Here is a 23,389-nt window from a genome sequence, read left to right as displayed (position 1 = left end):
AGCCCGCCGATCGCTCCTGCGTTCTGTCCGCCAACCACGCCGACACTCTCAAGGGGTGCGGCCTGGGCCATACCGGCTCCGCCGAATGCGAGGGCTCCGGTAACAGCTACGGTTGCGATAGTGCGCTTCGTGTTCATGGTTGTACTCCTTCGATTAGACTTTGGGGTTCTAATCCCGGCGTGCCCCTAGACCGTAGACAGATCGCTCCGGGAAAGCAAGCTGGCTTACTATTTGTAGTGGTCTATGTACGGGGGCCGGAGGAGCATTCAGGCGATCACGCCATGCTGCGGAACGCTTTCTCGCGGAGGCCGGCACGCTGCTGGTTGGTCAAGGACAGCCACTTAGCCGGGGTCAACCTCAGCTCCGCAAGGATGCGCCGGTCCTCGATCGACAACACCGTCGGTGGGGCCACGCGGCGCGGACGGCGCAAACGGCTGAGGCCTGCGGCCCCCACCACCAGCGCCAGGACCGTCACCACTATCAGGACAGCAACTAATTCCATACTCATGATTTCTCCTGCGGACGGGTCTTCTCCCGGCCGCCACCGGGAAGAAGTGCTCATGATCCACGCGGAGCCTTGGGAAAACGCTGGTTGATGTGCCGGGTCAGGTGACGCAGGATGGGACGACCATGGAAAAGGTCAGCCCCACCTACGTCAACTTCGCCAGCATTCTTGATCCGCAGACGCGGGCGCAGAACCTGAAGACGGCGTCAATGCCCTTCATCTATCCGCACCTTGCGAGCATGCCGGACGCCCATCTGGGCAAGGGCGCCGCCGTCGGGTCGGTCATACCGACCGTTGGAGCCATCATTCCGGCGGCCGTCGGTGTGGATATCGGCTGCGGGATGATCGCCGTGCGGACCCAGTTCAGCGTCGGAGACCTGGACGGGTTGAACCGCCGGACCCTCCGTCAGGCGATCGAGCGCGCCATCCCCCTCTCGGCCGGCCACAGCAACAAACGGGTGCTCCCCTCCGCTGAAGCCCGGGTGGAGCGCCTCGACGGTGAGGCTGCGAGCGCAGGGTTCGATCCGGCGTCGTACTCCAGGCAGTGGATGCTGCAGCTGGGGTCGCTGGGGTCCGGGAACCATTTCATTGAGGTGAGTCTCGACGAGAACGACGGCGTGTGGCTCTTCCTCCACAGCGGCTCGCGGGGGGTGGGCAACCGGATTGCGCAACGGCACATCCGGGTGGCGCTGGATCTGTGCGACAGACGCGGCATCACCCTTCCGGACAACGACCTCGCCTACCTCAGCGAAGACGACGAGGAGTTCTGGTCCTACATCCGGGAACTCCGGTGGGCGCAGGACTTCGCACTGCTGAACCGCGAGGAGATGATGGACCGCGTCCTCGACTGCGTGGCGCAGTGGACGGGCGTCACCGTCGAAGAGCAGGAGCGCATCAACTGCCACCACAACTACACCGCCCAGGAACAGCACTACGGCAAACAGGTGTGGCTGAGCCGAAAGGGCGCCATTGACGCCTCCACAGGGAGGCCTGGCCTGATACCGGGATCGATGGGGACGGCGTCATACGTGGTCGAGGGCCTCGGTTACGCGCCGTCCCTGAACTCCGCCCCGCATGGAGCCGGCCGCGAGTACAGCCGCTCGGCGGCGCGGCGGACCTTCACCCGGGATGAGTTGCGGCGCGCGATGCGCGGCATCGAGTACCGCGACACCGACGCGTTCATTGACGAAATCCCGGCGGCCTACAAGGACATCGACGTGGTGATGGAGGACGCCCGGGACCTGGTGCGCGTCCGCCACACCCTGCGCCAGATCGTCAACGTGAAGGGCGACTGACCGGCGGGTTTCCGCGCCCGAAGTCGTTGAAGCTGTACACGTGCAGCCCCGCGAATCCGCCGGACTTCTCCACGGAGCGCACCAGCGGCGAGGGATCGTACGACGACGGCGCGAGCACCGAGCGCAGCAGCGAACCGCTGCGCTGTGCGAACTTCAGTGACGGACCGACGCCGATGCGCCCGGCGAGCGCAAGAAGCCGGGTGCGGCGGACGCGGCCGGGAACGCCCCCCCAGACCGGGACGGTCACACCGTCCGCCCGGAGCCTTCCCACGTAGTCTGTGAGAACCTCACCGGAGAAGCACATCTGCGTGACCGCCCAGCTGCCGAACTCCTGCTTCCTGAGGAGCAGCTCAGTCAGTTCGGGCTCGGCAATGGTGGGATGACCCTCCGGGTAGGCAGCGAAGCCGACGTCGAATCCGCCGATTTCTGCCAGATCCTCCAGAAGCGGCAGGCTCCACGCGTAGGGCCCCGCGGTCTCCCGGGAATCACCGGCAATCACAAAGACATCCCGCACACCCGCATCGCCCAGCCGGGCCGCGAACTCCGTCAGCTGGTGCCTGGACGCGATGGTCCGGGCGGCCAGATGGGGCACCGCCCGGTACCCCAGGGCGGCGAGTTCTCCCGCGAGCTGCACCGTCTCCTCCGGCCCGTGGTGGGGAAGGCAGGTGATGGTGACCGTTGTTCCCGGGGCGAGGTGCCGCCGCACCTGGGCGACGACGTCCCCGCCGGGGACAATCTCAACCCGGGCCGGGAGCCCCACTCAGCACTCCACCACGTTCAGCGCGAGCCCGCCCCGCGCGGTTTCCTTGTACTTGTCCATCATGTCCGCGCCGGTCTCACGCATGGTCTTGATGGCGGCGTCGAGGGAGACGAAGTGCTGCCCGTCGCCGCGGACCGCCATGCGGGCTGCGGTGATGGCCTTGATGGCACCGACTGCGTTGCGTTCGATGCAGGGGATCTGTACCAGTCCACCGACCGGATCGCACGTCAGTCCCAGGTTGTGTTCGATGCCGATCTCGGCGGCGTTTTCCACCTGCTCAGGCGTACCGCCCAGCACCTCGGCGAGCCCGGCAGCGGCCATGGCGCAGGCAGAACCGACCTCGCCCTGGCAGCCTACTTCCGCCCCGGAGATGGATGCGTTCTTCTTGAAGAGGGCACCGACAGCGGTGGCGGCGAGCAGAAAGCGGATGACGCCGTCGTCGTTGGCTCCTGGAACAAAGTCCGTGTAGTACTTCAGGACGGCCGGGATGATCCCGGCAGCGCCGTTGGTGGGCGCGGTGACCACACGCCCGCCGGCGGCGTTTTCCTCATTCACGGCGAGCGCAAACAGGGTGACCCATTCCATGGTGCTGAGGTGGTCATTCGGATCCGCCTCCTTGCGGAGCAGTTCAAGCTGCCTGGCGGCGCGGCGCCGCACGTGAAGGCCGCCCGGAAGGACGCCGCTGTTGGTGGAGCCGCGACGGATGGTGTCCTGCATGACGTCCCAGATTTCGAGCAGGCCCTCGCGGACTTCCTGCTCGGATCGGGCGGCCAGTTCATTGGCGAGAACTATCTCGGAAAAGGACTTTCCGGTTGCGGCGGCGATCCCCAGCAGCTGCTCACCGGACTCGAAGGGGTAGCTGACCGCAACCGTGCTGTCGGTCGGCAGGTCAACGCCGATCTGGTCCTCGTCCAGCACAAATCCACCGCCGACGGAGTAGTACTCCCGGGCGAGGAGAAGCATGCCGTCAGCGTTATATGCCGAATAGCGCATACCGTTGGTGTGGTAGTCCAGGCGCTGCCTGCGGTGCAGGATGAGGTCCTTCTCCGGGTCGAACGCGATCTCGTGCGTACCCGCCAGCCGAAGCACCTTCGATGTTGAGATTCCTTCCACGCGCGGTTCGGCCCGCTCCGGATCGGTGAGGTGGGGCTGCTCCCCCTCCAGTCCGAGAATCACGGCCTTGACCGTCCCGTGCCCGTGGCCGGTCACGCCGAGCGATCCGAACAATTCGGCCTTCACCCGGTGTACCTGGGGAAGAAGGTCCCGCTCGACCAGCAGCCGCGTATACAGGTACGCCGCCGTCATCGGTCCACCCGTATGCGAACTTGAGGGACCGATTCCGATCTTGAACAGGTCGAAGGCGCTGATGGTCATGAGCGGCCCGGCCGCCTGTAGAACGGCAGTTCAACCACTGTGAAGCCCTCGGGGCGCCCGCGCAGGTCCACCTCAAGTTCCGTACCGGGGTCCGCCAGAGCCGTCTCCACATAGGCCAGCGCAATGGGATAGCCGAGGGTCGGGCTGGGGAGCCCGGAGGTCACGGTTCCGACGGTGCGTCCGTCCGCGACGACGCCGTACCCGGCGCGCGCCGACCTCCGCCCGGTGCCGCGGAGGCCCACCAATTTCCGAGCCGGGGTCTCCCCCTTGAGCGGTTCAAGCACCGATCGGCCCACGAAGTCGTCGGACTTCTTCAGGCTGACCACCGGGCCCAGACCCGCCTCGAAAGGATTGGTGTCCAGACCCAGCTCATGCCCGTACAGCGGCATGCCAGCCTCGAGCCGCAGCGAGTCGCGGGCGGCCAGCCCGCACGGCGCCAGTCCGTGCCCGTCTCCGGCCTCCGTCACGGCATTCCACAGCTGTGCAGCGTCACCGCTTCCGATGAAGAGCTCGAACCCGTCCTCGCCGGTGTACCCGGTCCGGGCCAGGAGGACCCGCAGGCCTGCGAGCTCCACGTGGACCGCGGCGTAGTACTTCAGCGAGGTGATTGCCGCCTGGTCCGAACCGGTGGCCATACCGAGCAGGATCGCCTCGGCGTTGGGGCCCTGAACCGCGATGAGAGCGGTCTCTTCGGACTGGTCCTCCACCTGCACGTCGAAGTTCACGGCCCGCTCCCGCAGTTCGGCGGCCACGGCGTCCGAGTTCGATGCGTTGGGGACCACCAGGAACTCATCCTCGGCGAGACGATAGGTGATGAGGTCATCGATCACCCCGCCTTCCGGCGTGCAGATGAGCGAATACTTGGCTTTCCCGACGGCGATGACGGCGAGATTGGAGACGAGCGCATAATTCAGGAACTCCGCAGCCTGGGGGCCGCTGACCAACACCTCGCCCATGTGGGAGAGGTCGAAGATCCCGGCGGCGCGGCGGACTGTGTGGTGTTCCTCAAGTTCACTGCGGTACTTCAGCGGCATCTGCCAGCCGCCGAAGTCGGTGAACGCTGCGCCAAGTCCCTGGTGCTGGGCATAGAGGGCGGTCTGCTTGGTCATGGTTCTCCCTAGTCTTCGAATTCCTCGATCGGAGGGCATGAGCAGACAAGGTTCCGGTCTCCGTGTGCACCGTCGATGCGGCGTACCGGAGCGAAGTACTTGTCATGGCGCAGCGTGCGCAACGGGAAGGCTGCCAGCTCCCGGGGATACGCAGAGGACCAGTCGTCGCTGATCAGCATCTGTGCCGTATGCGGGGCCTGCCGGAGCGGACTCTCTTCAAGCTGCCATTCACCGGACCCCACGCGGTCGATCTCACCGCGGATGGCGATCATCGCGTCGATGAAGCGGTCCAGCTCGGCAAGGTCCTCGGACTCCGTCGGCTCGACCATGAGCGTGCCGGCAACCGGGAAGCTCAGCGTCGGTGCGTGGAAGCCGTAGTCGATGAGACGTTTGGCGACGTCCTCGGCGGTGACCCCGGTCCTGGCCGTGAGTGCGCGGAGATCAAGGATGCACTCGTGGGCCACCAGACCGTTCTCGCCCGAGTAGAGCACGGGGAAGTGCTCGTTCAGGCGGGCGGCCACGTAGTTCGCGGCCAGGAGCGCCGACTTGGTGGCAGCCGTCAGCCCCTCGCTGCCCATCAGCGCAACGTAGGCCCAGGAAATGGGGAGGACGCCTGCCGAACCGAAACGGGACGCTGAGATCGGAACACCGGAGACGCCGTCGTGGTCGTCGCGCTGGACGCCGTTGGCGTCCCCGGGCAGGAACGGCACGAGGTGCTCTGCCACCGCAACCGGTCCGACGCCGGGGCCGCCGCCGCCGTGCGGGATGCAGAAGGTCTTGTGGAGGTTCAGGTGGGAGACGTCGCCGCCGAACTCGCCCGGCTTCGCGAGCCCGACCAGCGCGTTGAGGTTGGCACCGTCGATGTACACCTGGCCGCCGGCCGAGTGCACCTGGTCGCAGACCCAGCGCACGTCTTCCTCGAAGACGCCGTGGGTGGAGGGGTAGGTGATCATGATCGCGGACAGGGTCTCCCGGTTCGCCTCGATCTTCGCCTGCAGGTCATCATGGTCGATGTTGCCGTTCTGGGCGGTCTTCACCACCACCACCTTCATCCCGGCGAGCACCGCCGATGCGGCGTTAGTGCCGTGCGCCGATGACGGGATGAGGCACACGGTACGGGCCTCGTCACCGCGCGAGAGGTGGTAGTTGCGGATTGCCAGGAGTCCGGCGAGCTCGCCCTGCGACCCGGCGTTCGGCTGGATGGAGACCTTGGCGTAGCCGGTGATCTCGGCGAGGCGGTTCTCGAGATCGTCGATCAGGTGGCGCCAGCCCTCGGTCTGGTGCTCCGGCGCGAACGGATGGATGGTGGCGAACTCCGGCCAGGAGATGGGCTCCATCTCAACCGTGGCGTTGAGCTTCATGGTGCAGGAGCCCAGCGGGATCATGGTCCGGTCCAGCGCCAGGTCCCGGTCGGAGAGCGCGCGCAGGTAGCGCAGCATCTGCGTTTCCGAGCGGTGGAGCGAGAAGACCGGGTGGGTCATGTACGACGACGTCCGCTGCAGCTCAGCGGGAATCGTTGCTTCTCCCCCGCCCGGCAGCTCAACGCCGAAGACCTCCGCGATGGTCTCCAGGTGGGCATCCGTGGTGGTCTCGTCGCACGAGATGCCGACATGGTCTGAATCGGCCAGGCGAAGGTTGATGCCGCGCTTTTCCGCCGCAGCGACCAGGTCCTCGGCCTTCCCCTCCGCCTTCACCAGGAGGGTGTCGAAGAACTGCCCGTGGACCGTGCCCGGGAGAGCGGCCGCAAGCCTCGCAGCCCTGGAATGGACGCGCTCGGCGATGGCCTTCAGCCCATCCGGGCCGTGGTAAACGCCGTACATGCTGGCCACGATCGCCAGCAGCGCCTGGGCGGTGCAGATGTTGGACGTCGCCTTCTCCCGGCGAATGTGCTGCTCGCGGGTCTGCAGTGCGAGGCGGTAGGCGGGAGCGCCGTCGGCGTCCTTCGACACACCGACCAGGCGGCCCGGAAGCATACGCTCCAGTCCCTTGCGGACGGCCATGTAGGCTGCGTGAGGCCCGCCGAAGAACAGAGGAACACCGAAGCGCTGGGCCGAGCCGACGGCAATATCCGCGCCCTGTTCGCCGGGCGGGGTGATCAGTGTCAGCGCAAGAAGGTCAGCCGCCACCGTAACCAGGGCACCGGCGTCGTGCGCTTTGGCGATGAGGTCCGCATGATCGCGCAGGGCACCAGAGGTGCCGGGCTGCTGCAGGACAATGCCGTTGATGTCACCCTCGGGCATCCCGTTCGAGAGATCAGCAACCTCGATCTCGAAGCCCAGCGCCTCGGCGCGGCCCTTGACCACGGCGATGGTCTGCGGCAGGCAGTCCGCATCCAGCACAGTGCGGCCGCCCTTGTTCCTGCCCGAGCGGCGCATCAACAGAACCGCTTCCGCTACCGCGGATGCTTCATCGAGCAGGGAAGCGTTGGCGATCGGGAGGGCCGTGAGGTCCTGGACCATGGTCTGGAAATTCAACAGTGCTTCAAGGCGGCCCTGGGAAATCTCCGGCTGGTATGGGGTGTACGCGGTGTACCAGGCGGGTGATTCGAGGACGTTGCGGCGGATGACCGGCGGCGTCACGGTGTCGTAGTAGCCCTGGCCGATCATCTGCACGGCGGTCGTGTTCCTCGCCGCGATGCGGCGGAGCTCCGCGAGCGCTTCCGACTCACTCAGGGCGTGGGGAAGATCCAGACCTTCTGCGATGCGGATGCTCGCCGGCACCGCCACGTCAACGAGCTTGTCCAGGCTGGGATAACCGAGAACCTTGAGCATGTGCTCGGCATCGCCCGGGCGCGGACCGATATGACGGTCGGAGAAGGTTGATTCCGTGGGAAAGGTCATGGGAACTCCGTAGCTCAGTGTCCACTCCCCAAGGGCGCGGACTATGGTCGGGTTCCTCCCCGCTCTGTATTGGACCTGAGAGATTCGGCGAACACGCCGTTCGCGTTGCACCGTCGGTGGGCACAACCCAGATGGGCGTGCCGCTTTCCAGAGTTGCCTGTCCGCTGCGGTGCTGGGCCTGAGAGATTCCCGGGGAGGATTTGCTCCTACGGCGCCTGCCCGTGTGAAATCCACGGCAGAACTCTCCCGCGGCGGGTCATCGGCGTTTGATAAGAAGATGGCTATTCAGTTGTGGTCGGAACCAACCTTACTCTCCGGCATGGGGTCCCTGAAATGGATCGGACACCCTCCCGGAGCTCCTGTGGGCTGTCCGCAGCAAAAAGTTGCACCTACAACTAGTGGCGGGCTACCCTTTAGTTAAAGATTCAACTAACGCGGAGGATCCCATGCCCGTCTCACCCGTCCGCCTGAACCACGCTGTGCTGTTTGTCGCCGATCTTGAGCGCGCCGAAGCCTTTTACACCGGAGTCATGGGCATGGAGGTCGCTGCACGCGAACCGCGCGCCAATGCCGCATTCATGCGGCTGCCCCGCTCCGGAAACCACCACGACCTCGGCCTGTTTGGGGTGGGAGCGGGCGCTGCACCGAAGGTACCCGGCGGTATCGGGCTCTATCACCTCGCCTGGCAGGTGGACACCCTTGAGGAACTGGCCGAGGCCCGGGCGATCCTGAAGGAATCCGGCGCCTATTCGGGCGAATCCAGCCACGGAGCGACCAAGAGCATCTACGGCGCCGATCCGGACGGCAACGAGTTCGAGATCATGTGGATGCTGCCCAGGGACGCCTGGGGCGAGTATGAAAACTCCGCGCCCGTTGACCGCCTTGACCTCGACTCCGAGCTCAGCCGGTGGTCGGGCGTGCAGACGGCAGGCCGCATCGTGACCGGAGACCGCACGGAATCCACGGAGGATCACGCGTGAGCTCCTTCCCTGACCCCATCGTCGCCTGGCACAGCGCCGACGACGCCGATCGGCCGTTGGTGGTACTGCTCCACGGCCGCGGCGCTGACGAGGCAGGGATTATCGGCCTCGCCGATCACCTGCCTTCCGGTGCCTCCTATGCGGCGGTGCGTGCGCCGATCCCTGCGGGCGGCGGCTATGCCTGGTTCGCGAACCGGGGAATCGGGCGCCCCGTCGCCGAATCTCTTCGGGAAACGATGGACTGGTTCCGGGAATGGTTGGCCGGGGTTGCACCGGAAGGCCGTTCCGTCCTGCTCCTCGGCTTCAGCGGGGGCGCCGCCTTCGCCGGCGGTCTACTGCTGGATGCACCGGAACGCTTCGCCGGCGGTGCCATCCTCTACGGCACGCTGCCGTTCGATGCCGGCGTACCGGTCACGCCCGCGCGGCTGGCGGGCGTGCCCGTGTTCGTGGCACAGGGAGATGCCGACACCGTCATTCCGGCGGAACTGCTCGAGCGCACGTGGGACTATCTGCTCGGCGACTCGGGTGCTCCCACTTACGCGCGCCGCGACGCGGGCGGTCACAGCCTGAGCCCGCAGACGGTCGATGAACTGGGAGGGTGGGTCGCTGAACGCCTTCTGTTCCTGCAGCGCCGCGGGCAGCAGCCCGCAGGGTAGGGCCTAGGCAGCAGGCGACAGCCCGGGCATCGGAAGGCCGAAGACATCCTTCAGTGCCAGCTTCGCAGCGTGATAACCGCCCATGCCGTGCACTCCCGGCCCGGGCGGAGTGGACGCCGAGCACAGGTAGAGGCCCTTCGCCGGCATCCGCCAGGGATTGGGTCCGAGCGACGGACGTGCCAGCAGCTGCGGGATGGTAACCGCACCGCCGCTGAAATCGCCGCCCACATAGTTCTCGTTGTAGCGTTCCAGGTCAGCCGCCGTCATCACGTGGGAACGGACGACGACGTCACGGAAGCCGGGCGCGAACCGCTCGATCTGCCGCACTATTGCCTCCGTCATGTCCCTGGTGGACCCGTGGGGCACGTGGCAGTAGGTCCAGAGGACGTGGCGCCCGTGCGGAGCGCGGGAGGGATCAAACCCGGACGGCTGGGAGACCAGGACGTAGGGGCTGTCCGGATGTCGTCCCGCCGCCACAGCGGCTTCGGATGCCGCCGTTTCCGCACGGGTACCGCCCACATGGACCGTTCCCGCGGACCGCACCTCCTCGTTGGCCCACGGCACCGGCTCGGACAGGATGAAATCCACCTTGCAGGCGCCGTCACCGAACCTGAACCTGTCCAGCGTGGCGAGGTACTTCTGCGGCAGCCGCCCGCCTGCAATCCGCGCGGCAACGTTCGGGGAGACGTCGAGCAGGACCGCCCGGGCGCCGTCGAGCTCGCCTACGGAGTCGACCGTTTGCCCGGTGTGGATTACTCCGCCGTGGGCACGGATGTCCTCCGCCATCGCGTCCACGAGAGCCTGTGATCCGCCGAGCGGGATGGGCCACCCGCCGGCATGCGCGAGGGCACCGAGCGTCAGCCCGGCACCCGCGGCTGCGGGCGAGGGCAACCGTCCCACGGCATGCGCGGCAACACCGGTGAACAGTGCGGCTGCTTCTTCCGTCGAGAAGCGCAGGTTCCACAGCCCGGAGCCCTGCTCCAAAGTGGCCAGGCCAAGGAGTGCGGCCGCCAGCGGGTGCCGCGGCACGCGCAGGAACTGGTTCAGCCCCGTGTCCACCACGCCGTCGATGTGCTGGACCAGCGGCCGCATCAGGCGTCGCCAGGCCTGCCCGTCCTTTCCGAGCCCCTGAACCGTCCGCCCGAGGTCGCGGTAGGCGAGGCCCGCGCGGCCGCCACCCAGCGGATTGGCGTAGGACAGCTCCGGCACTTCAAAGCGGACCCGTTCCTCCAGTCCAAACTCCCGGAAGAACGGGGAGGCCAGCGCCATCGGGTGCACCGCCGAGCAGACATCGTGGAAGTGGTCCGGCTCGAGCAGCTCCATGGTGCGCGCTCCGCCGCCGATGGTCCGCCCGGCCTCGAAGACTTCAATGTTCAGTCCAGCCCGTGCCATCACGACGCCGGCCGCCAGCCCGTTGGGCCCGGCCCCGACTATCGCGACGTCCGCCATGACTAGCTCCCAGCCCCGGAACGGCCTGCCCGCAGCCTGGCGAGCGACGACGCCGCCCCCATCAGAAGCGCACGGCCCTTCGCGGGCGCCGTGCGCCGGAAGGACAACAGTCCGGCGACCAGGCGGTACCTGCCGGGGTTAAGCGGAATGTCGTAGGTCGTGGGGATGTCCACGACGTTCTTCGAGAAGTTGCGTTTGAAGGTGGTCACGTTGACGAGCTGGGGGTAGTTCTCGCTCACGATGCCGGTGAGGCCGCATGCAGTGTTTCCCGCCGCCTTCAACTGCCTGAACGCTTCCCACAGCAGCAGGTACGGCGCGAAGGTCTTCCGCGCATCGAGGGTGCTGGCTGCAAAGTAGTAGACCGAATAGCCGCGGTACTCGGTGGTGATGAGCCAGCTCACCGCCCGGTTGTCGACGTAGGCCACCATGAGCCGAAGATAATCACCGAGCGTCGAGAGCAGCTTCTCGTAGTAATCGGCGCCGAAGCTCGAGAAGCCGTCGCGCTCCGCTGTTTCCTGAAGGATCGGGTAGAGGTCCTTCCGAAACACGTCCACCCAGTCCTCCCGCTCTATGGTCCGGATTTCCACCCCTGAGCGTTCCGCACGGCGGATGCTGTTCCGGGCGTTGGGCCTGAAGGACTTGAAAATCGCATCCTCGGAGGGCGTCAGATCGACGACGATCTCACGCTCGTACCAGCCGTGCTCAATGGGCCCGTCCGCGGGGGGCTGCGGGTGCTGGACCTGCATGCGGACGTAAAGCGGGTCTGTGCCGGGATCGGCAGCGAACTGCCGCTGAACCGTCCGCATCAGGCGAAGCTCTGCCTCCGGGGAACGGTCGGTGAGCCAGACCGGGCCGTTGATCGACACCAGGGATTCACGGAACCTGCGCCGCACCCGGAGCAGGCTCATCAGCACCGCCGGCGCACCGCCGTCGTCATAGTAGGCCCATAGACCGTAGGGTTCCCGGCCCAGGCTCCGCTCGAAGGCGGCCCACTGGGGGGTCTGCTCGAGGGGGATCACGACGCCGGGATGAGCCGATGCCAGCGCTTCGAAAGCCTCAGGGGTAAGGCGTTCGCTGCGGAAGACGGATTCTGTCACTGAGGGTCTTTCGGTGCGGGAGTATGCGGATCCGGACGGGACTCGTTCCAGCCTACCGGAGGGGTCCGGTCCGATCAGGAGCCGTGTTGAAAGGGCCGCCGGCAGGATCATCGATCTGCAGGCGGCGTACCGGATCATATTTCGGCTCCAGTATGTGATGTGCCACGCAGTACATGAGGTACCCGGTCACCAGCAGACGCGCAAACACCGCGGCCACAAAGTAGGGCGAGTCGATGTTGTTCTCCACTGCGCCCGACGACGCCTCCCGGGCAACATACATCCAGAAGGCCCACCAGTGCAGCACTTCCACCAGCTGCCAGACAACAAATATTCTCCAGTCGACATAGGACAGTGCCAGGAAGGGAAGGAGCCACAATGTGAGCTCGGGCCGGTAGTTGGGAAGAACGAGAACTAGCGCTCCCATCAGGAGAAACACCACCTGGGGAAGCCGCGGCCGCCGTGGAGCCTTCAGGACCAGCAGCACTATCAGCCCTCCAAGCACGCTGAAGGCCCCGACCGCCAGGAGCGTCGCCGTCTCTGACGCAAGAGCCGGAACGCCCAGCCGCTCAGCCAGGAGGTCATAGCCCGCCCAGAGCGAGGATGAAATGTTCAGGCGCGCGGGGTCGTACTGCCAGGGAAGCGCCAGGGCCTGCCCCGGACCAAACGGAAGAACCATGAGGAACCAGATCGCCCCCATCGAGCCGCCGGCGAGCAGAACCGCCCGCCATCGGCCGGTACGCGCTGCCAGCAAAGCCATCGCCGCCAAAACCAGCACCACGTGGATGCTGAAACCGGCACCGAACCCCAGCAGCACGCCCGCCATCACGTAGCGGTGCCGGGCAAACGCCAGCACCGAGGCCACGCTGAGGCCTACGGACAGCAGCGCCCAACCCGACGTGGCAGTGAGGATCAGGATGGGCGCTGTTGCAACTATTGCCGCGTCCCACGGCCGCCGGCTGGCAAGCCGTGCGGTTCCAAGGACAACGCCGATCCACGCCGCGGCAATCAGCACCGCATGGAGGTCGAAAAACTGAACCACCGTCTCCGTACGGACTATTCCGTCCGACGACGCCGGCACCAGCAGCGAGACCAGTCCCGCCACCACCCCGGTCAACAGCGGGCCATCGAACGTCGACCCCTCAGCAAACGGCAGCAGGCCGCTCCCGAGGCCCTGGAACTGGAACGCTTCGGTCCAGTCGGAATAGCAGGTGCGATAGAACTGCGCCGGCCGTACCCACCCTTCCTCCCGGCACGGAACCTTGACCAGGAACGCGAGGAGGGCCGCCGCCGTCGTCAGCAGGATCAGCACCCGCTCGATTGTGAAGACCGCCGGCCGAATCAGACCGGGCGCGGCATGCCGGCCCAGCGGGCCGCCGGCCACTTCCCTGAGCTGCCTGAGCAGCGCATCCCTGCGGGACGGCGCGGAGATACTCGCGGGGTGCCGCAGGCTCTCCTCATGCTCCATGGGTCGAAAGCCTAGCGGCGTCAGGAATGACTCGGGAACAGCGTGTGTTGGCATAAACAAGTAGACTGTGTGAGCTGTGGATTTCGCCGGGGGCCAAAGACAAAACGACGACGTCAGTCCAACCGGTCTTATAACGCGCGTAAAGAGGAGAACAGTGGGAAACAACCCCATTCGGGTAGCAATCGTCGGTGTCGGAAACTGTGCTGCATCGCTGGTGCAGGGTGTTCAGTACTACAAGGATGCGGACGCAAGCGCCACCATCCCGGGTCTGATGCACGTGGAATTCGGCAAGTACCACGTCAACGATGTGCAGTTCGTCACCGCCTTTGACGTTGACGGCAAGAAGGTCGGCCTCGACCTTTCCGACGCCATAGGCGCCAGCGAGAACAACACCATCAAGATCGCCGACGTGCCGCCTACCGGCATAAAGGTCCAGCGCGGCCACACCCTCGACGGTCTGGGCAAGTACTACCGCGAGACCATCGTGGAGTCCGACGCCGAGCCCGTTGACGTTGTCGCCGAGCTCAAGGCCTCGCAGGTCGACGTCATGGTGTGCTACCTGCCCGTCGGCTCCGAAGCGGCAGCAAAGTTCTACGCCCAGTGCGCCATCGATGCGGGCGTAGCCTTCGTCAACGCCCTTCCCGTCTTCATTGCCGGCACCAAGGAGTGGGCTGACAAGTTCACCGAAGCCGGCGTCCCCATTGTGGGAGATGACATCAAGAGCCAGATCGGCGCAACGATCACGCACCGCGTCATGGCCAAGCTGTTCGAAGACCGCGGCGTCACGCTGGACCGCACCTACCAGTTGAACGTCGGCGGCAACATGGACTTCAAGAACATGCTTGAGCGTGACCGTCTTGAATCCAAGAAGATCTCCAAGACCCAGGCCGTCACCTCCAACGTCGAGGCTGAGATGCACGCTGACGACGTCCACATCGGCCCGTCGGATTACGTGGCCTGGCTCGATGACCGCAAGTGGGCCTTTGTCCGCCTCGAGGGCCGCAACTTCGGTGATGCCCCCGTCTCACTCGAGTACAAGCTTGAGGTGTGGGACTCCCCGAACTCCGCGGGTGTCATCATCGACGCCATCCGCGCCGCCAAGATCGCTGCCGACCGCGGCATCGGTGGGCCAATCCTCTCCGCGTCCAGCTACTTCATGAAGTCGCCGCCGGAGCAGTACAACGACGACATCGCCCGCGACAAGGTGGAAGCCTTCATCCGCGGCGAGGTTGAGCGCTAAACGCTCCATCAGAGAACGAAACGCTTCCGGTTCAACCGGGAGCGTTTCGTGTTTCCAAGGCCGGTTGGCTGCCGCTGCGTCGCGGGCATGAGAGATTGTTGACATGAGCAAGAAGAAGCGTGGGCGGTCCGCAGAGGATGGCGCTTCGAATCGACGATGTCCCGGTCTCCGATGACGGGCACACCTCCCCACCCGCTTCGCGCTACGCTTCCCGGGCTGGGTGTCTGCCTCGCCGGGGCCGGGCTCGCCTGGGGTTTGAGCAGGCTGCTGCAGGGGACCAGCCCGCTGCTGATTGCCATCCTGCTCGGCGCGGTGTGGGGAAACACCCGGCCCATACCGGCCGGACTGGTCGGCGGTATCACCTTCTCTTCAAGGCGCCTCCTCAGGGCAGGAATTGTCCTGCTGGGCCTCCAACTTTCGCTCTCGGCGGTTCTTGACCTCGGGCCGGCCGTGCTGCTTGTTGTCCTCCTGTCGGTTGGAGTCACGTTCGGTGCCACTGTCTGGCTCGGGAAACTCCTCGGCATCGGCCTTGCCCAGCGCCTCCTCATTGCCTCCGGGTTCTCCATCTGCGGGGCCGCGGCGGTCGCAGCGGTGGAGAGCGCCGTCGGAGCCAGGAAGACGGAGGTTGCCACCGCGATCGGGTTGGTGGTCCTCTTCGGGACCCTGATGATTCCGGCAGTCCCGTTCCTCGGCGGGCTCCTGGGACTACCCGAGCGCACCCTCGGTATCTGGATCGGTGCCTCAACTCACGAAGTGGCACAGGTGGTGGCAGCCGGTGACGCGGTGGGCAGCTCCGCACTGGCCGTAGCCGTCACGGTGAAGCTCGCCCGCGTGCTTACCCTTGCTCCGATTGCCGCCGGAATCGCGCTGCACGCGCGCCGTACCGGGCCGAGGAGCGGCGGCGCGATGCCGCCCGTCGTTCCGCTGTTCATTGTGGGGTTCGTGGGAGCGATGCTGGTGCGTACCGCCGAGGTGCTTCCCGCGGATGCCCTGGCCGCAGCTCAAGTGGTGCAGACCGTGCTGCTGTCCGCGGCGATGTTCGCACTGGGGTTGGGTGTGCAGCTAAGAAGCCTGCTCCGGGTGGGTAGGCGACCCGTTCTGTTGGGCCTCCTCTCCACGCTGGTGATTCTCGCTGTTTCCCTCATCGGGACGCTGGTCCTGCCCCTCGGTTAGACGGGACAGGACGGGCAGCATTTCAGGCTTCCGCGTCGCGTGCGGCGATGAAGGCGGCCACGCAGGTTTCGACGTCGTCCGTGCTGTGCGCAGCGGAGAGCTGCACGCGGATCCGCGCGGCTCCCTTGGGGACCACGGGGTAGCTGAACGCGATCACGTAGACACCGTGTTCCAGCATGCGGTCCGCCACCCTCGCCGCCAGCGCCGCATCCCCGAACATCACCGGAATGATCGGATGCTCACCCTCAAGGAGGTCGAAGCCTTCCTCGCTCATCCGCCGCCGGAACAACGCCGCGTTCTCCCCCAGCCGGGCACGAAGAACGGCACTGTTCTGCACCAGATCCAACGCGGTGAGCGTCGCCGCCACAATAGAGGGTGCCAGCGAGTTCGAAAACAGGTACGGCCGGGCACGCTGGCGCAGCAACTCAACAATCTCCGCCCGCCCCGACACATACCCGCCCGAGGCACCACCCAACGCCTTACCGAACGTCCCCGTGTAGATATCGACCCGGTCCGAGACCCCCGCGTGCTCAGGGGTGCCGGCGCCGGTGGCCCCCATGAACCCGACCGCGTGGGAATCATCGACCATCACCATCGCGTCATACCGCTCCGCCAGATCGCAGATCTCCCGCAGCGGCGCCAGGTACCCGTCCATCGAGAACACCCCGTCGGTGACCACCAGACGGCGGCGCGCACCGGAGGCCTCCTGCAGTTTCGCCTCAAGATCAGCTATGTCCCGGTTCGCGTACCGGTACCGCTGCGCCTTGCTCAACCGGATCCCGTCAATGATCGAGGCGTGATTCAGCGCATCCGAAATGACCGCGTCCTCAGCATTCAGCAGCGATTCGAACACCCCGCCGTTCGCGTCGAAACACGACGAAAAAAGGATCGTGCCCTCCGTCCCCAGGAACTCCGACACCTGCTCCTCCAACTCCAGGTGCAGGTCCTGGGTGCCGCAGATGAACCGCACCGACGCCATTCCGAAACCGCGCTCATCCAGCGCACCCTTCGCCGCCTCGATAATCGACGGATGATCCGCCAACCCCAGATAATTGTTGGCACAAAAATTCAGCACCCGGGCAGCCTCGGCACCCCCCAGCGCCGCCCGGATGGAATTGGACTGCGGCGAGGAGATCGTGCGCTCGTGCTTGTAGAGACCGACATCCCGTATCTCCTGCAACTCCGACTGAAGCTGGTCCCGCACTGCAACAAACATTCCGTTCCTCCTCTAGATTGCCGACCAGTCCAGCACTACCTTGCCGCTGCGCCCGTCCCGGGCAATGTTGAAGCCTTCCTGCCACTCCGACGCCGGCAGAACGTCCGTCACCACGCTCGCCACCGCATCGCGCAGCCGGTGGTTGGACTGCAGCATCGCGCTCATCGCGTACCAGGTCTCAAACATCTCCCGCCCATACACACCCTTCAGGGTGAGCATGTGCGTGACCACCTTCCCCCAGTCGATCGTGATGTCCGACGACGGAAGGCCCAGCATCGCAATCCGCCCGCCATGGTTCATGTTGTCGATCATCTCCGGCAACGCTGTGGCATGCCCCGACATCTCCAACCCGACGTCGAAGCCCTCCACCATGTGCAGTTCCCGCTGCGCCTCCGTGATCCGCATCCGGCTCACATCCACGGCGAGATCCACCCCGATCGCACGAGCCAGCTCCAGCCGCGGCTCCGACACATCCGTGATCGCGATGTTCCGGGCACCGGCATGCCGGGCCACCGCGATCGCCATCAAACCAATGGGTCCGGCCCCTGTGATCAGCACATCCTCACCCACCAACGGAAAGCTCAGCGCCGTATGCACCGCGTTCCCAAACGGATCAAACACCGCGCCCAACTCCGGGGTCACACCATCATGGTGGACCCACACATTCATCTCCGGGATCACCACATACTCGGCGAACGCCCCATCCCGCTGCACCCCGACGCTCACCGTACGGATACACATCTGCCGGCGCCCCGCCCGGCAGTTCCGGCAAATCCCGCACACAATGTGACCCTCACCGGAGACCCGGTCACCCGCCCGGACCTCATGCACACCCTCACCGAGCTCCACCACCTCACCGTAGAACTCATGCCCCGGAATCAGCGGCGCCCGGATGATTCCCGCCGCCCACGCATCCCACGACTCAATATGCAGGTCCGTACCGCAGATACCCGTGGTCAGCACCCGGATCTTCACCTCACCCAGACCCGCAACCGGCTCCGGCCGATCCACCAACTCAAAACCGGGCCGCGCACCAGGCTTGTAGAGCGCCTTCACTCAGCAGTCCTTCCCAGGTTGTGACCAACGGTGCTCAAAACAGTCCCACCGCGCCGCCGTCGTCGTCGACGTCCATGCGCAGGGCACCGGGTTCCCTGGGCAGGCCGGGCATGGTCATCACTGCACCGGTGAGGGCGACGATGAAGCCCGCCCCCGTCTTCGGAATCAGATCACGCACGTGGAGGGTGAACCCTTCGGGTGCTCCCAGCCGGGTGGCGTCGTCCGAGAAGGAGTACTGGGTCTTCGCCATGCATACCGGCAGGGCATCCCAGCCGTTGGCCTCGATCTCGCTGAGCCGGCGCAGCGCGGGCGTGGAAAACGCGACGTCGCACGCTCCGTAGATTTCCTGCGCAATGGTCCGGACCTTCTCCTCCACCGATATTTCCAGCGGGTAGAGATGCCGGAAGGACCGGGGTTCGTCCAGCGCGGCCAGCACTGTGGCGGCAAGCTCATCACCGCCCGGCCCGCCGCCTCCTTCGCCCCAGATGTCGGCCACCGCGGCGCTGACGCCCTCGCGGGCACACCAGCGGAGCAGCCAGGTGAGTTCCTCATCCGTGTCGGTGGCGAATTTGTTGATCGCCACCACAGGGGTGATACCGAACTTCTTCACGTTCGCCACGTGACGCCGCAGGTTGACCACACCGCGCTCCACGGCCGCCACATCGGGCCGGCACAGGTCCTCCTTCGCCGCCCCGCCGTGCATCTTCAGCGCCCGGATGGTCGCAACCAGTACGACGGCGTCGGGCGCCACATCCGCGGACCTCGCCTTGATATCCATGAATTTCTCGGCGCCGAGGTCCGCGCCGAAACCTGCCTCCGTCACCACAAGGTCAGCGATACTGCGCGCTGTCTGCGTGGCGATGACCGAGTTGCAGCCGTGCGCAATGTTCGCGAACGGCCCACCGTGCACCAGGGCAGGGGTGCCCGCGATGGTCTGGACGAGGTTGGGCTTGATCGCGTCCTTGAGCAGGAGGGTCAGCGCTCCTTCGACGCCGAGGTCCGCAACGGTGACCGGTTTCCGGTCGTACGTGTAGCCGACCGTCATCCGGGCGAGCCGCCGGCGGAGGTCCGCGAGGTCGGTTGCCAGGCAGAAGACGGCCATTACTTCGGAGGCGACGGTGATGTCGAACCCATCCTGGCGGGGCACGCCCTGGGTGGCTCCGCCGAGACCGATCACCACTTCCCTCAGCGCCCGGTCATTGACATCGAGGACCCGCTTGAACGTGATCCTGCGGGGATCGATATTGAGGGGGTTGCCCTGGTAGATGGAGTTGTCCACGAGGGCCATCAGGGTGTTGTTGGCGCTGGTGATCGCATGGAAGTCGCCGGTGAAGTGGAGGTTGATGTCCTCCATCGGCAGCACCTGGGAGTAGCCGCCGCCGGTGGCGCCGCCCTTCATGCCCATCACCGGTCCCAGCGAGGGTTCTCGCAGGGCAACCATGACGTTCCGGCCGGCCCGCGCCAGGGAGTCGGCCAGGCCGACCGTGCAGGTGGATTTTCCTTCGCCGGCCGGGGTGGGGCTCATGGCGCTGACCAGGATCACTTTTCCGGGTGCTTTCCCGGGGACGCGGGGCAGCCGCGAGGTATCGATCTTTGCCTTGTACCGCCCGTAAAGTTCCAGCGCGTCCGTTGGGATGCCAGCGGAGGCGGCAATCTCCTCGATGGGACGGATCCGCGCGGCGCGGGCAATGTCGAGATCGGACGCAGGGGCGTGGATAGACGTCATCGTCTGAATCCTTCCGGGGTGCTGGCAGGACTGTGGGCGGCTCGGGTGGAAGCTCACGTCCAATCTACCAGCGCCGCGGGGAGGGGAACTTTTGCGCACCTCCGGCGGCTTCACGCGGGCCGGACCCGCCACACCTGCCGAAAACTGCCTAGGCCAGTCCTGCGCGGTTCAGGATGTAGCGGGTCATCGGTTCATACAGGCCCGGGCAGACGTTGTCATCGAGGGGCACTGCCACCTCCAGCTGCCCCTGTGCCTCGGAGACAAACAAGCCCGGATCGTTGCAGTCGGCGAAACCGAGCGTGGGGATGCCCTCCGAGGCCGAGTGCCCTGCCCAGCCGTGATCGGCCACCACCAGCTGGGGCGGCAGGGCGCCCTGTGAGGCAAGGAGTTCCAGGCTCAACCGCATCGGTTCCGGGTAGTGGGTGTGGACGAGGCCGCCGTACTGGTGCCAGACGAGGACGCCGAAGAGCTGCCGGATATCCCCGTCGCGGAAGGGCTGGCCTTCCGGGACCGAAACGACGGTGGCGCCGCCACGAACAGCCGCGGCGGCAAGGGCAGCGTGGACGGGCAGCAGTCCGGCGGGATGGCCGGTGGCGAAAAGGATTCGGTGGCCGGCGCGCACGGCTTCCCCGAGCCGGTCAGCGAACCTGTCCAGGGCGGCCACGCACTTCTCGGCGGAGATGGTGTCCTGACCCTCGAGGATGGTGCGGTCCGCGCTGGTGCCGACGCGCTCATGCATCAGGTCGAATACCTCGTCGAAGGTCCACTCCCTGGTGAGCCGGACTCCGAATTCGAGGTGTTCATTCCCATCCAGGAACAGCTGCATGTGCCGGAGGTTGTCCTGCCGCGGCGTCGCTACCTTTCCGGTAATCCCTACTGAGTCGAGATAGCTGGCAAGTTCCGCGGCGGCATTCACTCATCCATCCTAAAGGGGAGCGGTTCAGAGCACCGGCGCACTTTCATGCTGCTCGACGGCGGTGCGGTAGCTCTGCGCGGTGAAGAGCGCCGTGCGCTGCCAGCCGAAAGCCAGCGCGTGCACCGCGGCATGGGTGCCCAGCGTGCGGCGCATGCCGTCGTCGTCGTGCAGTGCTTCCAGCGCAGCCGACCACAGGCCCACGCCGTGGCCGTCCACCAGGACGCCGGTGCGTCCGTCGCTGATCGCCTGCGGCAGGCCTCCGACGTTGGCGGCGAGCACGGGTGTGCCGCAGGCCTGCGCCTCCAGCGCCACGAGGCCGAAGGATTCGCTGTAGGAGGGCATGGCCACGACGTCCGCGGCACGGAACCAGTGGGCCAGCTGGCCGGCCATGACCGGGGGGTAGAGCCGGACGGCGTCGTGCAGTCCCAGGCGGTCGATCAGCGGCTGGAGCTCAAGTGCCTCGGCGCCGCTCCCCGAACCGATGATGCTGACCTGCAGCGGGATGTCCGGGCGCCGTGCCAGGAGGTCGGCCGCTGCCTCGACCAGCAGGTGGGGGCCCTTGAGTTTCTGGATTCGGCCGGCGAAGACCACGTGGAAGGCGCTCTCGGGGAACTGGAGACCTTTCCGGGACGCGGACCGGTCAAGCGCATTGAAGATGTCGAGGTCCACGCCGGGTGCCACGATGTCGACCTTTTCGGCTGCTGCGCCGTAGAGGGACTCCAGCTCGGCGGCTTCGGTGCTGGTGTTGGCGATGAGGCGGTCGGCGCCGTCCACAATCGCCTGCTCGCCGTCGATGCGGGATTGTGGTTCCATAACGCCGCCGGCATGGAGGCGGAGATTTTTCACCCTCGCCATGGTGTGCATTGAATGCACCAGGGGAAGTTTGAGGGAACTCGCAACGGTCAGGCCAACAATCCCGGACACCCAGTAATGGGAGTGGATTACGTCAAAGTGCCCGTCTGCAAGGAGATCGGTCGCGTCGGCGATGGCATCGGCTAGGTCATCTGACAGTTGCGGAAGTACTTCCTTGGGCACCCGGCGGGTGGGACCTGCAATGAGGTGACGGACCAGCACTCCGGGGCCGAGTTCCTCGATGTGGGGTTGCCCGTCGGAGGCCGCACGCGTGAAGATTTCGACGTCGATTCCTACTTTGGCGAGTTCCAGCGCCACGGAGCGGACGTAGACGTTCATCCCGCCGGCATCGCCGCCACCGGGCTGGTCGAAGGGCGATGTGTGAAGCGACAGCATCGCCACGCGCTTCACCGGGGTCACGGAACCCTCCCTTCGCCATTCATGTTCAGGGCTGAGTATGCACTTGCCCGTTGACCGCTTTTGACCTTATAACGCGCGGGTCGGCCGCTACATTCCGTGACGGGCGGGCGGGGAACCTGCAAAGGTGTTTGTTAAAGGCGGAAGCCCGCGCCGGGAAGCGCGGGCTTCTCCTGGAATGGTTCCGATGACTTGCATCAGTTCCTCCTCGCGGATCGACAGGAAGCGGCCGGAGCGGGCCGCAGTGGGCACCGGTTACTTGATGAACAAGTGGTGCTGGGGCAGAACGTAGGACTGGGCATTTTCCCTGGCGCTATCGACTGACAGTTCCTGTATTCGTTTCCAGAAGGACACACTTCTACGGAGCTTCCCGAGCATGAGGTACACCTCCTCTCGCTGCGTAAAGTCAGGCATCACCGCTGCAGAATCGACGGGCTCGGCTGCACGATCGCTGCCTGAACCGTCGAGGCGGGTGAGGTTGCCGGACATGATGAATTCCCCGTGCGGGCGCTGCTGGACATCGACCGGGGTCGTGGTGCGCTCGGATTGTGGGGCGGACAGGACCTGCTGATCAGGCATGGGTATCTCCCAGGGTTGTGGTGCGTGCATGAGTTGAAAGAGCCCGGAATTCGTGACGGGGCACGACGAAGGGGGGCGTTTCCGCCGGGCGCACAGAGAGGAAAAGAGACTTCTCCCGTGAAAAGAGCTAGGAGAGAAGTGCCGGTTTCAGCAGGAAATCAGTGCGCAGCGATAGCGGAGGCTGGGCGGGTTCGCGCGGGCATTTTGCCGCCAAGGAAATTAATCACCAATCCCACCTCCATTTCTGACTTGCGCTTACCTGGACCGTGCAGACAAAGGCGAGACTGAGATCTCCCAATGGCACTTCTCAAAGCTACCCCACGCCGGGTGGGCACGCCTAGCCGTTTCTGGGAATTTCCTCAAAAAAGTTTGGGGGCCGTGACCGGAGCGGTCGCGGCGTCGAGCAGCGCTAGGCTGGCGGGGATCCAGGAGAAAGGAACCGGGTGGTATCGGGACGCCTACGGGAAGTCGATGCGCTGCGCAGTTTCGCGCTCGGCGGCATCCTCATGGTCAACATCTGGTACTTCGCCGATCCCTACACTCTCACGGGCACCATCAGCCCGAACCACAACTCAGCTCTTGATCTTGCCGTCCGCTTCACCATCGCGGCCCTCTTCGAGGCGAAGTTCTACCTGCTCTTTTCATTCCTCTTCGGCTACAGCTTTGTTCTGCAGTGGCGGGCTC

The 23,389-nt window shown here is 65.7% G+C and carries 19 protein-coding genes, 1 pseudogene and 1 riboswitch; of the genes and pseudogenes, 6 read left to right on the top strand and 14 right to left on the bottom strand.

What is annotated here, in order from left to right; genetic code table 11:
- Positions 1-274 precede the first annotated feature (274 nt).
- Positions 275-508, bottom strand: coding sequence for a hypothetical protein (locus X803_RS0102560; protein ID WP_026543902.1), 234 nt, complete (start codon positions 506-508; stop codon positions 275-277).
- A 122-nt stretch (positions 509-630) separates the two neighbouring features.
- Between X803_RS0102560 and X803_RS0102555 the strand changes: the two genes are divergently transcribed.
- Positions 631-1,800, top strand: coding sequence for an RtcB family protein (locus X803_RS0102555; RefSeq protein ID WP_026543901.1), 1,170 nt, complete (start codon positions 631-633; stop codon positions 1,798-1,800).
- Here X803_RS0102555 and X803_RS17340 read toward each other — a convergent pair.
- From X803_RS17340 to gcvP, 4 genes are read right to left on the bottom strand one after another with little or no spacing between them, the layout of a single operon-like run.
- A complete protein-coding gene (locus X803_RS17340; protein WP_051470378.1) occupies positions 1,781-2,560 on the bottom strand; it encodes a methylenetetrahydrofolate reductase in 780 nt (259 codons plus the stop codon). The genes X803_RS0102555 and X803_RS17340 overlap by 20 nt on opposite strands.
- Positions 2,561-3,934, bottom strand: a complete 1,374-nt coding sequence (locus X803_RS0102545) for an L-serine ammonia-lyase (RefSeq protein WP_026543900.1) — start codon at positions 3,932-3,934, stop codon at positions 2,561-2,563.
- On the bottom strand, positions 3,931-5,043 hold the full coding sequence (gcvT, locus tag X803_RS0102540; protein WP_026543899.1) for a glycine cleavage system aminomethyltransferase GcvT: 1,113 nt from the start codon (positions 5,041-5,043) through the stop codon (positions 3,931-3,933). Before gcvT ends, X803_RS0102545 begins: the two co-directional genes overlap by 4 nt.
- A gap of 8 nt (positions 5,044-5,051) precedes the next feature.
- Positions 5,052-7,883 (bottom strand): aminomethyl-transferring glycine dehydrogenase, encoded by a 2,832-nt coding sequence (gcvP, locus tag X803_RS0102535; protein WP_026543898.1) that lies wholly within the window; start codon positions 7,881-7,883, stop codon positions 5,052-5,054.
- 157 nt (positions 7,884-8,040) lie between these two features.
- Positions 8,041-8,142: riboswitch (glycine riboswitch) on the bottom strand.
- 187 nt (positions 8,143-8,329) lie between these two features.
- Here gcvP and X803_RS0102530 point away from each other — a divergent pair.
- Both X803_RS0102530 and X803_RS17335 read left to right on the top strand, forming a co-directional pair.
- On the top strand, positions 8,330-8,863 hold the full coding sequence (locus X803_RS0102530) for a VOC family protein (protein WP_026543897.1): 534 nt from the start codon (positions 8,330-8,332) through the stop codon (positions 8,861-8,863).
- Positions 8,860-9,519 (top strand): alpha/beta hydrolase, encoded by a 660-nt coding sequence (locus X803_RS17335; RefSeq protein WP_035777636.1) that lies wholly within the window; start codon positions 8,860-8,862, stop codon positions 9,517-9,519. The genes X803_RS0102530 and X803_RS17335 overlap by 4 nt, the downstream gene beginning before the upstream one ends.
- A gap of 3 nt (positions 9,520-9,522) precedes the next feature.
- Here X803_RS17335 and X803_RS0102520 read toward each other — a convergent pair whose 3' ends face one another.
- From X803_RS0102520 to X803_RS17330, 3 genes are read right to left on the bottom strand one after another with little or no spacing between them, the layout of a single operon-like run.
- Positions 9,523-10,968 (bottom strand): phytoene desaturase family protein, encoded by a 1,446-nt coding sequence (locus X803_RS0102520; RefSeq protein WP_026543896.1) that lies wholly within the window; start codon positions 10,966-10,968, stop codon positions 9,523-9,525.
- Between the two features lie 2 nt (positions 10,969-10,970).
- Positions 10,971-12,065 carry a lipid II:glycine glycyltransferase FemX gene (locus X803_RS0102515; RefSeq protein ID WP_162149179.1) on the bottom strand — a complete coding sequence of 365 codons (1,095 nt, stop codon included), beginning with the start codon at positions 12,063-12,065 and terminating at the stop codon, positions 10,971-10,973.
- Positions 12,066-12,117: 52 nt separating this feature from the next.
- The gene (locus X803_RS17330; RefSeq protein WP_051470377.1) at positions 12,118-13,530 is read right to left on the bottom strand and encodes a hypothetical protein; all 1,413 of its coding nucleotides are present in this window, start codon (positions 13,528-13,530) and stop codon (positions 12,118-12,120) included.
- Positions 13,531-13,684: 154 nt separating this feature from the next.
- Here X803_RS17330 and X803_RS0102505 point away from each other — a divergent pair, with 154 nt between their 5' ends.
- Positions 13,685-14,770: an inositol-3-phosphate synthase gene (locus X803_RS0102505; protein WP_026543894.1), complete on the top strand. Its 1,086-nt coding sequence runs from the start codon at positions 13,685-13,687 to the stop codon at positions 14,768-14,770.
- A 171-nt stretch (positions 14,771-14,941) separates the two neighbouring features.
- Entirely contained in the window at positions 14,942-15,943 is a 1,002-nt protein-coding gene (locus X803_RS17325) for a YeiH family protein (protein WP_253907378.1), read from the top strand.
- A 22-nt stretch (positions 15,944-15,965) separates the two neighbouring features.
- Here the strand turns inward: X803_RS17325 and X803_RS0102495 are convergent, their stop codons facing one another.
- The 6 genes from X803_RS0102495 to X803_RS0102470 all read right to left on the bottom strand — a co-directional run bounded on the left by X803_RS0102495 (position 15,966) and on the right by X803_RS0102470 (position 22,705).
- The gene (locus tag X803_RS0102495) at positions 15,966-17,159 is read right to left on the bottom strand and encodes a glycine C-acetyltransferase (RefSeq protein ID WP_026543893.1); all 1,194 of its coding nucleotides are present in this window, start codon (positions 17,157-17,159) and stop codon (positions 15,966-15,968) included.
- Between the two features lie 12 nt (positions 17,160-17,171).
- On the bottom strand, positions 17,172-18,215 hold the full coding sequence (gene tdh, locus X803_RS0102490; RefSeq protein ID WP_026543892.1) for an L-threonine 3-dehydrogenase: 1,044 nt from the start codon (positions 18,213-18,215) through the stop codon (positions 17,172-17,174).
- A gap of 34 nt (positions 18,216-18,249) precedes the next feature.
- Positions 18,250-19,941, bottom strand: a complete 1,692-nt coding sequence (locus tag X803_RS0102485) for a formate--tetrahydrofolate ligase (protein ID WP_026543891.1) — start codon at positions 19,939-19,941, stop codon at positions 18,250-18,252.
- 148 nt (positions 19,942-20,089) lie between these two features.
- On the bottom strand, positions 20,090-20,857 hold the full coding sequence (locus X803_RS0102480) for a phosphatase (protein ID WP_026543890.1): 768 nt from the start codon (positions 20,855-20,857) through the stop codon (positions 20,090-20,092).
- 24 nt (positions 20,858-20,881) lie between these two features.
- Positions 20,882-22,129 carry a D-inositol-3-phosphate glycosyltransferase gene (gene mshA, locus X803_RS0102475; protein ID WP_026543889.1) on the bottom strand — a complete coding sequence of 416 codons (1,248 nt, stop codon included), beginning with the start codon at positions 22,127-22,129 and terminating at the stop codon, positions 20,882-20,884.
- Positions 22,130-22,381: 252 nt separating this feature from the next.
- Complete coding sequence (locus tag X803_RS0102470) at positions 22,382-22,705, bottom strand: hypothetical protein (RefSeq protein ID WP_026543888.1); 324 nt, start codon at positions 22,703-22,705, stop codon at positions 22,382-22,384.
- A 443-nt stretch (positions 22,706-23,148) separates the two neighbouring features.
- Here X803_RS0102470 and X803_RS22060 point away from each other — a divergent pair.
- Positions 23,149-23,389 (top strand): annotated as a pseudogene (locus X803_RS22060) (DUF418 domain-containing protein); the annotation flags it as partial.

This window comes from Arthrobacter sp. 35/47, assembly GCF_000520475.1.
GTDB lineage: Bacteria > Actinomycetota > Actinomycetes > Actinomycetales > Micrococcaceae > Arthrobacter_D > Arthrobacter_D subterraneus.
This window is presented reverse-complemented; position numbering and strand designations above follow the sequence as displayed.